The sequence below is a fragment of the Pseudomonas putida genome (assembly GCA_041071465.1).
GTDB lineage: Bacteria > Pseudomonadota > Gammaproteobacteria > Pseudomonadales > Pseudomonadaceae > Aquipseudomonas > Aquipseudomonas putida_P.
The window spans coordinates 3,342,898-3,355,645 of sequence record CP163498.1; the positions used below are offsets into that span (position 1 = coordinate 3,342,898).

Sequence of the window (12,748 nt, forward strand, 5' to 3'; positions counted from 1 at the left end):
ATTGGCTTACATCGGCGGCGACTGATCCGCCGGCTTGTCCTTGTTCACCCCAGGCACATGCAGGTTGCCCTCGGCCACCTGGCCTTCGAGCTGCGGTTGGGTCACCCAGGTAAGGATGTCGTAGTAACGACGGATGTTGGCCACGAAGTGCACCGGCTCGCCGCCACGGGCATAACCGTACTTGGTCTGCCGGTACCACTGCTTCTGTGACAGGCGTGGCAGCATCTTCTTGACGTCCAGCCACTTGTTCGGGTTGAGCTTTTCGCGCTTGGCCAGGGTCCGGGCGTCTTCCAGATGGCCGGTACCCACGTTATAGGCCGCCAGGGCGAACCAGGTGCGGTCCGGCTCCTGAATGCTGTCGTCGAGCTCTTCCTTGATCTTCATGAAATACTTGGCGCCGCCCTGAATGCTCTGCTTGGGGTCCAGTCGGTTGGACACACCCATCGCCTGGGCGGTGCGTTGGGTCAGCATCATCAGGCCGCGCACGCCGGTTTTGGAGGTGACTTCCGGCTGCCACATCGACTCCTGGTAGCCGATCGCGGCCAGCAGGCGCCAGTCGACCTGCTCGACCTTGGCGTAGCTCTTGAAGTGTTTTTCGTACTTGGGCAGGCGTTGTTGCAGGTGCTGGGCGAAGGTGTAGGCACCGACATAGCCCAATACATCGACATGGCCGTAGTAGCGGTCTTTCAGGCGCTGCAGCGTGCCGTTCTTTTGCGCCTTGTCGAGAAACTCGTTGATCTCGTTGAGCAGGCTGTTGTCTTCGCCTGCCGCCACGGCCCAGCGCTGGTCGCGGGTATCACCCACGTCGAAGGCGACTCGCACGTTAGGGAAGTACACCTGGTTCATCGCCAGTTCGTTGGAGTCGACCAGGGTCAGGTCGATCTGCCCTTCATCGACCATGCGCAGCAGGTCGACCACCTCGACGGCGTCGGACTCTTCATATTCCAGGCCAGGGTTCTGCTTTTTCAGCTCAGCCAGCAGGTCGGCATGGCTGCTGCCCTTGAGCACCATGATTTTCTTGCCGACCAGACCCTTGGCGTTGGTCGGGCGTGGGCGGCCGTTGCGGTAGATGACCTGTGGCGTCACTTCCAGGTACGGGTGCGAGTATTTCACCTGGGCCTTGCGCCGCTCGCTGCTGACCAGGCCGGCTGCGGCCAGTACCGGGCCAGAGGGTTTGCCTAGGGCGTCGTACAGCTCGTCGAGGTTGTCGGCGGTCTCGATCTGCAGCTTTACGCCGAGATCTTCGGCGAAATGCTGGACTAGCTCGTATTCGAAGCCGGTTTCGCCGTTGCGGTCCTGGAAGTAGGTGGCCGGGCTGTTGCGGGTGATCACGCGCAGCACGCCATCCTCCTTCACGCGCTCGAGGGTGCTGGGTTTTTCAACGCAGGCACCGAGCAGCAGAAAGAGTCCGGTTGCGAAAAGCCATTTGGCGCAACGCTGGCGCAAAGCAGTGTGGGCGAACATAGGTTGCAGTATACGCAAAGGACTGGCCCAACCATATCTCGACAACGGTTAGGTTGTCTGGTAGCGCGTTATGTGCTGTTCCCGCATTGATTGCATGCGTACTGCTTTTTTTTGACCCGAAAGTCCGGTTCCGCCGCCCGGCAGCCGTGGCTTAGAGCAGGTGCCGAAAGCCATCGAATTAGGCTAGAATGCACGGCCTCTAAGCACACCCCTTCCTGAGGCTGTCCCGACGATGTTGATCCTGCGCGGCGCTCCTGCCCTTTCTGCCTTTCGCCACGGTAAATTACTCGAGCAACTGAGCCAGAAAGTCCCCGCTGTTACTGGTTTGTATGCCGAATTCGCCCACTTCGCCGATGTTGACGGCGAGCTGACCGCCGACCAGCAGCAGGTGCTGGGCCGTCTGCTCAAGTACGGCCCGAGCGTGCCGGTACAGGAGCCGACCGGCCGCCTGTTCCTGGTCGTGCCGCGCCTGGGCACCATTTCGCCGTGGGCCAGCAAGGCCAGCGACATCGCCCACAACTGCGGCCTGCAGTCGATCCAGCGCCTGGAGCGCGGCATCGCCTACTACGTTGCCGGCACCCTGAGCGACGCTGACGCTGCACTGATCGCCGCCGAACTGCACGACCGCATGACCCAGCGTGTGCTGGCTCAGCTGGAGCAGGCGGCCGACCTGTTCAGCCACGCCCAGCCCAAGCCGATGACCTCGGTGGACATCCTGGCCGGTGGCCGTGACGCCCTGGCCCAGGCCAACATCGACCTGGGCCTGGCCCTGGCCGAAGACGAGATCGACTACCTGGTCGCTGCCTTCCAGGGGCTCAAGCGCAACCCGAACGACATCGAACTGATGATGTTCGCCCAGGCCAACTCCGAGCACTGCCGCCACAAGATCTTCAACGCCAGTTGGGACATCGACGGCCAGGCTCAGGAAAAAAGCCTGTTCGGCATGATCAAGAACACCTACCAGATGCACAACGAAGGCGTGCTGTCCGCATACAAGGACAACGCCTCGGTCATCGTCGGTAACGTGGCTGGCCGTTTCTTCCCGAACCCTGAAACCCGCCAGTACGGCGCGGTGCAGGAGCCGGTGCACATCCTGATGAAGGTGGAAACCCACAACCACCCGACCGCCATCGCCCCGTTCTCCGGTGCATCGACTGGCTCCGGCGGTGAAATCCGCGACGAAGGTGCAACCGGCCGTGGCGCCAAGCCCAAAGCGGGCCTGACCGGCTTCACCGTGTCCAACCTGCGCATCCCAGGCTTCGAACAGCCTTGGGAGCAGGCCTACGGCAAGCCTGAGCGTATCGTCGACGCCCTCGACATCATGATCGAAGGCCCTCTGGGTGGCGCGGCGTTCAACAACGAATTCGGTCGCCCGGCCCTGACCGGTTACTTCCGTACCTTCGAGCAGGCCATCAACACCCCGCACGGTGAAGAGGTGCGCGGTTACCACAAGCCAATCATGCTCGCCGGTGGCATGGGCAACATCCGTGAAGACCACGTGCAGAAGGGCGAGATCACCGTCGGCGCCAAACTGATCGTGCTCGGCGGCCCGGCCATGCTGATCGGCCTGGGCGGCGGCGCGGCTTCGTCGGTGGCTACCGGTGCCAGCTCGGCTGACCTGGACTTCGCTTCGGTACAGCGCGAAAACCCGGAAATGGAGCGCCGCTGCCAGGAAGTTATCGACCGCTGCTGGCAGCTGGGCGACGACAACCCGATCGCCTTCATCCACGACGTGGGCGCGGGGGTATCTCCAACGCCTTCCCGGAGCTGGTCAACGACGGTGGCCGTGGCGGCCGCTTCGAGCTGCGCAACGTGCCCAACGACGAGCCGGGCATGGCCCCGCACGAAATCTGGAGCAACGAATCGCAAGAGCGTTACGTGCTGGCTGTCAGCGCGGTCGACTTCGAGCGTTTCCAGGCCATCTGCGAGCGTGAGCGTTGCCCGTTTGCCGTGGTCGGCGAAGCGACTGAAGAGCCGCACCTGACCGTGAGCGACAGCCACTTCGGCAACACCCCGGTGGACATGCCGCTGGACGTGCTGCTGGGCAAGCCACCGCGCATGCACCGTTCGGTTACCCGCGAAGCCGAGCTGGGCGATGACTTCGACCCGAGCAAGTTGGACCTGGACAACGCCGTGCAGCGCGTGCTGAACCACCCGGCCGTGGCCAGCAAGAGCTTCCTGATCACCATCGGCGACCGCACCATCACTGGCCTGGTTGCCCGCGACCAGATGGTCGGCCCGTGGCAGGTTCCGGTAGCCGACTGCGCCGTCACCGCCACCAGCTTCGATGTGTACACCGGTGAAGCCATGGCCATGGGCGAGCGTACCCCGCTGGCGCTGCTGGATGCCCCGGCTTCCGGCCGCATGGCCATCGGCGAGACCATCACCAACCTGGCCGCTTCGCGTATCGAGAAGCTGTCTGACATCAAGCTGTCGGCCAACTGGATGTCCGCCGCTGGCCACCCAGGTGAAGACGCCCGCCTGTACGACACCGTCAAGGCCGTCGGCATGGAGCTGTGCCCGGAACTGGGCATTACCATTCCGGTCGGCAAAGACTCGATGTCGATGAAGACCAAGTGGAGCGAGGAGGGCGTGGAGAAGAGCGTCACCTCGCCAATGTCGCTGATCATCACCGGCTTCGCCCCGGTCACCGACATCCGCAAGACCCTCACCCCGCAACTGCGCATGGACAAGGGCGAGACCGACCTGATCCTGATCGACCTGGGCCGTGGCAAGAACCGCATGGGCGCCTCGATCCTGGCCCAGACCTACGGCAAGATCGCGGCCCAGGCACCGGACGTCGACGACGCCGAAGACCTCAAGGCCTTCTTCGCCGTGATCCAGGGCCTGAACGCCGACGGCCATCTGCTGGCCTACCACGACCGCTCCGACGGCGGCCTGCTCACCACCGTGCTGGAAATGGCCTTCGCCGGCCACTGCGGCCTCGACCTGCAGCTCGACCCGCTGACCGACAGCAAAGGCGACGTGCCAGCCATCCTCTTCAACGAAGAGCTGGGTGCGGTCATCCAGGTTCGCCAGGATGCCACCCCGGACGTGCTGGCACAGTTCAGCGCAGCCGGCCTGGGTGAAGGTTGCGTGGCAGTGATCGGCAAGCCGGTCAACAACGGTGAAGTGTCCATCAGCCTGAACGGTGAGGTGCTGTTCGACGATGACCGTCGCATGCTGCAGCGCCAGTGGGCCGAGACCAGCTACCAAATCCAGCGCCTGCGCGACAACGCCGACTGCGCCGACCAGGAATTCGACCTGCTGCTCGAGGAAGACAACCCGGGCCTGTCGGTCAAGCTGGGCTTCGACGTCAACGATGACATCGCCGCACCGTACATCAAGAAGGGCGTGCGCCCGCAAGTGGCCATCCTGCGCGAGCAGGGCGTCAACGGCCAGGTCGAGATGGCCGCTGCCTTCGACCGCGCAGGCTTCGCTGCCATCGACGTGCACATGAGCGACATCCTCGCTGGCCGTGTCGACTTCGAGGCCTTCAAGGGCCTGGTCGCCTGCGGTGGCTTCTCCTACGGCGACGTGCTGGGCGCGGGTGAAGGCTGGGCCAAGTCGGCGCTGTTCAACGCCCGTGCCCGTGATGCCTTCCAGGCCTTCTTCGAGCGTACCGACAGCTTCGCCCTGGGCGTGTGCAACGGTTGCCAGATGATGTCCAACCTGCACGAGCTGATCCCGGGCACCGAGTACTGGCCGCATTTCGTGCGTAACCGCTCGGAGCAGTTCGAGGCACGCGTGGCCATGGTCGAGGTGCAGAAGTCCAACTCGATCTTCCTGCAGGGCATGGCCGGTTCGCGCATGCCGATCGCCATCGCCCACGGTGAAGGCCATGCCGAATTCGCCAACGAAGCGGCATTGCTGGAAGCCGATCTGTCCGGTTGCGTGGCCCTGCGCTACGTCGACAACCACGGCAAGGTCACCGAAGCCTACCCGGCCAACCCGAACGGCTCGCCGCGTGGTATCACCGGCCTGACCAGCCGCGATGGCCGTGTGACCATCATGATGCCGCACCCGGAGCGCGTATTCCGCGCCGTGCAGAACTCCTGGCGCCCAGACGAGTGGCAGGAAGATGCTGCGCTGATGCGTATGTTCCGCAACGCGCGGGTGTGGGTGAACTAAGGCGTGTACAAGCTCGCCTTCTTCGTCCCCGCCAGCCACGTCGAAGTGGTCAAGGCCGCTGTGTTCGCTGCTGGTGGCGGGCGCATCGGTGACTATGACCACTGCGCCTGGCAAACCCTGGGCCAGGGCCAGTTCCGCCCGTTGGACGGCAGCCAGCCGTTCCTCGGGCAAACCGGCCAGGTCGAGGTGGTGGAAGAGTGGAAGGTGGAGCTTGTGGTGGCTGACGGTCTGGTAGCCCAGGTCGTCGCTGCCCTGAAGCAGAACCACCCCTACGAGACGCCAGCCTACGAAGTCTGGCAGCTCGCCCAGTTCTAGACTGCATCAAGGCCTTCGCGGGCAAGCCCGCGAAAGGGCTCTATAAGCCGGCCACAATCTCCTTGCCGGGCTCAGGCCGCTTCAACCAGGCACAAGCCAGCAATCCCACCTCGAACAGTATCCACATCGGCACCGCTAGCATCGTCTGCGAAAACACATCCGGCGGAGTCAGGATCATCCCCACCACAAAGCACCCGACGATCACGTAGGGCCTGCTGCGCCGCAATGTGGCCACATCGGCCAACCCCACCCAGACCACGATGAAGGTCGCCACCGGGATCTCGAATGCCAGCCCGAATGCCAAAAACAGCGCCAGGATAAAGTCCAGGTACTGGCTGATGTCAGTCATCATCGCCACACCGTCCGGTGTCACGCTGGCAAAAAAGCCGAACATCATCGGAAACACCAGGAAGAACGCGAACGCCATGCCGGCATAGAACAGCACGATGCTCGACACCAGCAGCGGCAGGGCAATGCGCCGTTCACGGCGGTACAACCCCGGTGCCAGAAAGCCCCAGGCCTGGTGCAGCAGCAGCGGCATGGCCACGAACAGTGCGCACATCGCGGTCAGCTTGAACGGCGTCAGAAAAGGCGAGGTGACGCTGGTGGCGATCATGCTCGCGCCTTCCGGCAAAAAGCGCCGAAGCGGCTCGGAGATGAGCGTGTACAGCGTTTGGGCGAAGGGGAACAGGCCGGCGAACACCAATGCCACCAACCCCAGACAACGCACCAGGCGTTTGCGCAGGTCGCGCAGGTGTTCAATCAACGGCATGCTGGCCGTCGGGTCCATGGCACTGCTCATGAGGCGTTTTCCTTGGGTAGCGTGACTGTAGCCGCATCATTGGCCGGCTCTGTATTCAGGCTGATGCCCTGACGGATCTCCTGTTCCAGGCGCTGCAAGGGTGCGCTGTCGAGGTGGGGCAGCTCGATTTCGCGCTCCACCTGCGTACGCAAGGCGTGCATGGCCCGGCGCGCCTGGCCCAGGCCACGCCCAAGGGTGCGTGCCGCCACTGGCAGGCGCTCCGGGCCCAGCACCAGCAGGGCGACGACGCCGACCAGCAGCAACTCGCTGAAGCCTACCTCGAACATCAGGCCTGACGGTCCGCTTGCGGTTGCTGCGTGGCCTGGCCGGTCAGCGGGGCCTGTTGCTGCATCTGCGCCTGGCCGGGTGTGCTGGCGTCATTGTCACCGCCCATGGACTTGCGAAAACCCTGGATCGCCTCGCCCACATCGCTGCCCAGGCCCTTGAGGCGCTTGGTCCCAAACAGCAGAAATACGATCAGCAGTACGATCACCAGTTGCCAGATTCCAATGCCACCCATTGCGACCACTCCTGTAAGGCCATGAAAAGGAAGGGCAATCCTGCATCGCCTAGATGACATGCGCATGACGAACGGGCATTGCCATCTACCTGCAACAAGCGGCGTGTTGACTGGCGTTTTTACTTCGCGAGCGAGGCACGCACGGATGGGTGGCAGGCAACAGCAGGGGGCGGCCCTGTTGATGGTGATGGTGGTGCTGGCGATGCTGGCGGCGGGCATGGCTTGGTTGGTGGAAGATGGTCGGCGCCAGGTGGATGAGGTGCGTCTGTTGCAGCAGCGGGTGCAGGTGCGCGCCATGGAGCAGGCGGGCCTTGCCTATGCCGAGCAGGCTCTGCGGGACCCCGCCTGGCGGCTTAGCCCATTGTTCTGGCAAGCCTTGCGCGGGCAGCCACTGAACTACGATTTTGGCACGGGCCAGGCGCAATTGCGGGTGCACGACCAGCACACATGCTTCAACGTCAATGCGTTGCTGGGTGCCGATGGCGAACGTGCCGAGCACCAATTGCGTTATCTGCTGGGCGACGACATGGCTGCCGAGCGCCTGGTCGATGCACTGGCCGACTGGCTCGACGCCGACAGTGATACCCGTCTGCAGGGCGCCGAGAGTGCCCAGTACCTGCGTCAGCAACCCGCACGGCTGGCGGCCAATCAGCCGATGCTCGACACCAGCGAGCTGAACCTGTTGCTGGAGCCGGATGCCGCTCGCCAGGCTCGTTATCCGATGCTGTGCGCCTTGCCCCAGGTCACCGGCTGGCGCCTGAATGCCAATGCGCTGGGGCTGGAGCACCTACCGTTGCTGGAAGCGCTGTACGAAGGGCGCTATTCGCGCTCTTTGCTCAGCCGCATCATCACCGGGCGACCGGCGTCGGGGTATGCGGATGCGGCCGCGTTGCGCCAGGCGCTGGGGGCGGTGGATGACGAGACGTTCGAACGACTGAGTGAAGGCTTGCTGCTCAACAGTGGGTACTTCCTGTTGCAGCTGTCGTTCGAAGAGGAGGGCAGGATGATGCGCAGCGAGTTTCAGGTAGAGGCGCTTGGGGTGGTGCAATGGCATGCGCGGGTGCCAGCACAGCAGGTGCGGGTGCGTAGCCGGGAGCCCATGGCCTGGTAAAGCTTGAGAGTACTGGGGCCGCAGAGCGGCCCCAGATCGATCAGGCGGTGCCGATCTCCCCGCCATCATTGCGCTGAATCACCACCGTCGAAGCCCGTGGCCTTACAGTCGCCCCAGCCGGCGTAGCATCGGTGGCCTTGTCGGTATAAGGCCAGTTCCCCGGATGCTGAATGTTGACGAACAAGGTCTTGTTGTCCGGGGTAAAGGAAATCCCGGTCACCTCGCAATCATTCGGCCCGACAAAGAAGCGGCGCAGGGCCACCTGGTTCTGTGCGTTCACCGGTACCTGCTTGCCGCTGGCATCCACCAGGTCGGTGGGGATCACCGCCAGCAGTTGGTCGTTGGTGTAGTCGGTCAAGGTGGTTTCGCCGTTGTCGGTTTCGAACCACAGAATGCCACGGCTATCGAAACTCATGCCGTCGGGGCTGGCGAACTGGTTGAGCTCGGTCAGGCCGGAACGATTGATGTCGGCAGTGCCGGCAGCGTTGGCGCCGAACACGAAGATGTCCCAGGTAAAGCTCAGCTGGTCGTCACTGTCGTGCCAGCGAATGATGTGGCCGTGACGGTTCGGGCCACGTGGGTTGGCTGCATCGACCTTTTCCGGGGTGCGTGCGCTGTTGTTGGTCAGGGTCAGGTACACGTCGCCGTTCAGTGGGTTGACCGTGGTCCATTCCGGGCGGTCCATCGGCGTTGCGCCCACGGCATCGCCGGCACCACGGGTGTTGAGGATGATGCCTGGCAGGTCACCATACAGTGCACCCAGGGTGCTGCCGGCCTTGGTGGCGGTGCCCACGTCCAGCAGCAGCCATACGCCGGTGCCATCGGCATTGAAGCGGGCCACGTAGAGCTTGCCCTGGTCGAGGTACTTGGCGCCGGTGGCCAGGCGGTCGGCCGGGTTGGCGTCGGCGGCGTCCCACACGGCGGTGGACACCCACTTGTACAGGTACTCGTTGTTCGAGTCGTCACCCATGTACCACACCAGCGGCTTGCCCGCGACGGGAAGGCCTGGGCGCAGCCCTCGTGGCGGAAACGGCCCAGCGCGGTACGCTTGGTGGCCAGGGTACTGCTGTTGTAGGGGTCGATCTCGACGATGTAGCCGTAGGTGCTGGCTTCGTTGCGGTAGTCGTCGCTGGCGCTGGCGCCCTTGATGGTCACGTCGAAGCGGGCGAATTCGTCGGCCACCTCGGTGCTGTCACCGGCAGCGCTTTCCCACTTGTACTGGCCACTGGAGGTGCCCACGCCAATACGGCGCTGGTCCTCGGGGCGGGTGCCTTTGTTGACGAAGATGCCCGGCCAGTTCTCTTCGCAGGTCAGGTAGGTGCCCCACGGGGTATAGCCGTTGCCGCAGTTGTTGTTGGTGCCACGGCAGTGAGTGCCGGCGGTGGAGTACTTGGTCTTGACGTGGTCGGTGCCGCGCAGCGGCCCGGTGATTTCCATGCGCGAGGCAGTGGTGAAGCGGCGGTTCAGCGGGTCGTTGTCGACCACCTGCCAACGGCCGTTGATTTTCTGCAGGCGTACCACGCCGGCACCGTGGGCGTTGATTTCCTTGCGCACTTCTTCGGCCGGGCGCTTGCCGTTCACATCGGTGGTCGGGCCGGCCGGGTGCAGGGCCGCGGTGTCGATGTATTCGAAGTTGATCGCCAGCAGGCCGTCTTCCGAGCTGCCGTTGATGGGGAAGAAGTGCATGCCGTCATGGTGCATGCCCATGGCGTTGGCCTGGTCGGTCGAGGTGTTGCTGCCGTCGGACTTCCACGGGTTGCCGTTGCTGTTCAGCGGCGTACCCCAGGGCGCCAGCACGTAGGCGCTATAGCCAGCGGCGACGACACAGGCGTCGGTGCGCGAACCTGGGATGGACTGGAAGCCCAACGCCAGTTTCGGTACTTCCGGTTCGGTGACTGGCGGCTCGGTCACCGGTGGCTCGGTGACGGGGTCATCGTGATCGGAGCCGCCACCGTCGAAGCAGCCTGTCAGGCCGGTACCGGCGATCATTGCGATGGCGGCGCCCAGGCTACCGCGCATCACGCTGCGACGGCTCAGGTAGGCGTCCATGACGTTGGCCATCGGCAGGTTGCCGCTTTGGTTCCGGTTCAGGTTGTCGCCGGTATCTCGACTCATCAGGGTGTCCTTATATTGGCTGAGTTAGAAGAACCCGCGACTTTAGGGGGAAAATATGATGATTCATTGGCAGAAATGTTAAGGGGTTTTTAAAACGACTCGCTCTTAGAAAAGCTTCTGACAGATCAATTTGGAATGTCTGTCGGATTTCTGCCATCAAACTGTAATGCCAACGCCGCAACATCCGGGGCCCTGAATGAACGCGGAAAAGGATGGCGGGTGCGATGGCGAGCAGTGTGCACAGGCGCGAAGTGATCGGCTGGATGGGTATCGGTGCCTTGGCACCGCTGCTCGGCGCCTGCACTGCCTTCCCAGGGCAGCAGGGCGGTAACGCCCACCTCGACTTGCTCTATGTAGCCGATACCCTCGATGCCCGCCAACCTGGCCTGGCCGTGGTGCCGGCTACCCGGCTGGGACCGGTCAGCCACCTGGGCCGCGCGCCATGGATGACAGGCAGCAGCGCCAGCATCGCCTACCCGCAACTGGCGCCGCTGCTCGATGCGAATCAGGCTGGGGCTGCCCAGTTGGGCGGCTATGCGGTGCTGGCGGCGTTGCTGGAGCAGCTGCGCGGCGAGGCCGGTGCCGGCAACAGCCTCACCCTGGAAAACGGCCAAGGCTGGAATGGCAGTGGCCTGGCTTACCTGACCCAGGGCGAAAGTGGAGTGCAAGGCAGCCAACTGCTGGGCGTCGAAGCGCGGGTCAGCAGCGACGAGCGGGTACTGTGGCCACAACGCAGCCCAGGGCTCTATCGCCAGGCAAGCCCCCTTACCTTGGCTGCCGGGCTGGCAGACGCGCAACGCCAGGCATTCGGCCTGGAAGCCTTGCACGTCTTCGAGCGCGGCGGTGCGCGCATTGCGGTGGTTGGCGTGACCGACCCTTATGCCCAGGACCAGAAAGCTTCGCTCAAACAGTGGTACCAGTCACTGCAGCCGGTATTCGAGCAGGCCCGGCGCGAGGCGGACCTGGTGGTGGCCATGGCCGATGTGGGCACAGGCCCCGGCCTGTGGCTGGCTGAACGGTTGCCGCAAATCGATGTGCTGCTGTGCGCCCGTGGCCAGGACTTGTGGCCGGCGCCGGTCGAAGTAACCCAGGCCAGCGGCCGCCGCGTGCCGGTGTTGTTCGCCGGCTGCCGGGGCAGCGGTGCGTTCCGCCTGCGCTGCCAACGTGTGGCCGGGCTGTGGCAGTTCGACGGGCGCTTCTTCCCGGCCTTTGAACAACAACTGGCGCCTGCCGCGCAGCTGCGCGTCGCGCAGTTTCAGGCACAACTACGCCAGCAACGTGCCGGCCACGCGGCCTGGCTCGATCAGCCGTTGGCCCGCGCACCCCAGGCCTTGTGGCGCCGCGATACCCGAGGCGGCAGCTGGGACCGCCTGCTGCATCAAGCCCTGGCTGACGACAGCAGCATGCCCGTGCTGTTGCCGGGCCTGCGTTATGACTACCCGCTGCCGGCGGGAGCGTCCATCACCCGCGAACACTTGATCAGCCTTACCGGCGGTTACCCGGCGCCGGTGGTCGAAGCGCCGGCTCGGCAGGTCGAGCAAGTGCTGGAGAACGCTGCAGAACAATTGTTCGGCGACCCGCTGCTGCTGGACAACAGCCAGGACCTGCCGCGCTGGCAGGGCCAGGCCTGGCGCGTCAGCTACAGCCCGCAAGGCAAGCGCATCACTGGCCTGGAGCCCGTGCAGGGCCTGTGCCGCACCTTTGGCCTGCAATTCGACAGTCAAGCCGGCGAGCCCCTGTGGCAGCGGGTCGAAGCCTGGCTGGCCCGGCAAGGTGCCGACTGGCAACTGGTGCCGCTGCAACTGCCCGAAGTGCGTTACGTGCAGGGGCACCCGGGCTGGCATCCACGGCAGTTGGCCTCGTGACCCTCGCCTCGCGCGTGTTCACGGGCGCTGGCCTGACCTTGGCCGGCTGGCTCGCTGCACAGTGTGTGCTGCAACTGAGCCGTCAGCCGCAACCCGCCACGGCGCCTGCGGCGGTCGACAGCCCGCTGCCCGGGCTGATGGTTGGCCACTGGCAAGCGCCCATCGACGACGGTGCCATTGCCCTTACTCGCTTGCCACTGCAATACCTCGGCGGCCTCAAGGCGCAGCCATTGGCATCCAGTGTGGTGGTGCTGCGCTACGGCGAGCAAGTACGCACTCTAGCCCGTGGCCAGCGCCTGGCACCTGGGATCGTGCTGCAGGACATCGACAGCGATGGCCTGATTTTCAACAACCAGGGGCGGCGCGAACGCCTGCCCTGGCCGCCACGCCCTGCCGTGACCGGCTTCAAGCGGCAAGGATGAACG

General features: G+C 64.3%; 8 protein-coding genes and 2 pseudogenes. 5 read left to right on the top strand and 5 right to left on the bottom strand.

Going from position 1 to position 12,748, the window contains the following annotated elements; translation table 11 throughout:
* Positions 1–6: 6 nt before the first annotated feature.
* Complete coding sequence (gene mltF / locus AB5975_15435) at positions 7–1,464, bottom strand: membrane-bound lytic murein transglycosylase MltF (GenBank protein XDR18090.1); 1,458 nt, start codon at positions 1,462–1,464, stop codon at positions 7–9.
* Positions 1,465–1,696: 232 nt separating this feature from the next.
* Here mltF and purL point away from each other — a divergent pair.
* Positions 1,697–5,595, top strand: a pseudogene (purL, locus tag AB5975_15440) (phosphoribosylformylglycinamidine synthase).
* Between the two features lie 3 nt (positions 5,596–5,598).
* The gene (locus AB5975_15445; protein ID XDR18091.1) at positions 5,599–5,910 is read left to right on the top strand and encodes an NGG1p interacting factor NIF3; all 312 of its coding nucleotides are present in this window, start codon (positions 5,599–5,601) and stop codon (positions 5,908–5,910) included.
* Positions 5,911–5,950: 40 nt separating this feature from the next.
* Here AB5975_15445 and tatC read toward each other — a convergent pair whose 3' ends face one another.
* The 3 genes from tatC to tatA are packed head-to-tail and all read right to left on the bottom strand — an operon-like array spanning position 5,951 to position 7,232.
* Positions 5,951–6,712, bottom strand: coding sequence for a twin-arginine translocase subunit TatC (gene tatC, locus AB5975_15450; protein ID XDR18092.1), 762 nt, complete (start codon positions 6,710–6,712; stop codon positions 5,951–5,953).
* Positions 6,709–6,999, bottom strand: a complete 291-nt coding sequence (gene tatB / locus AB5975_15455) for a Sec-independent protein translocase protein TatB (protein XDR18093.1) — start codon at positions 6,997–6,999, stop codon at positions 6,709–6,711. Before tatB ends, tatC begins: the two co-directional genes overlap by 4 nt.
* The gene (gene tatA / locus AB5975_15460) at positions 6,999–7,232 is read right to left on the bottom strand and encodes a twin-arginine translocase TatA/TatE family subunit (GenBank protein ID XDR18094.1); all 234 of its coding nucleotides are present in this window, start codon (positions 7,230–7,232) and stop codon (positions 6,999–7,001) included. Before tatA ends, tatB begins: the two co-directional genes overlap by 1 nt.
* A gap of 145 nt (positions 7,233–7,377) precedes the next feature.
* On the opposite strand from tatA, the gene gspK reads away from it, so the two are divergent.
* Positions 7,378–8,343 carry a type II secretion system minor pseudopilin GspK gene (gspK, locus tag AB5975_15465; protein XDR18095.1) on the top strand — a complete coding sequence of 322 codons (966 nt, stop codon included), beginning with the start codon at positions 7,378–7,380 and terminating at the stop codon, positions 8,341–8,343.
* Positions 8,344–8,383: 40 nt separating this feature from the next.
* Here the strand turns inward: gspK and AB5975_15470 are convergent.
* Positions 8,384–10,458 (bottom strand): annotated as a pseudogene (locus tag AB5975_15470) (PhoX family phosphatase).
* A 224-nt stretch (positions 10,459–10,682) separates the two neighbouring features.
* Here AB5975_15470 and AB5975_15475 point away from each other — a divergent pair.
* Both AB5975_15475 and AB5975_15480 read left to right on the top strand, forming a co-directional pair.
* Positions 10,683–12,323, top strand: coding sequence for a lipoprotein UxpA (locus tag AB5975_15475; protein ID XDR18096.1), 1,641 nt, complete (start codon positions 10,683–10,685; stop codon positions 12,321–12,323).
* Complete coding sequence (locus AB5975_15480; protein XDR18097.1) at positions 12,320–12,745, top strand: pilus assembly protein PilZ; 426 nt, start codon at positions 12,320–12,322, stop codon at positions 12,743–12,745. Before AB5975_15475 ends, AB5975_15480 begins: the two co-directional genes overlap by 4 nt.
* Positions 12,746–12,748 lie beyond the last annotated feature (3 nt).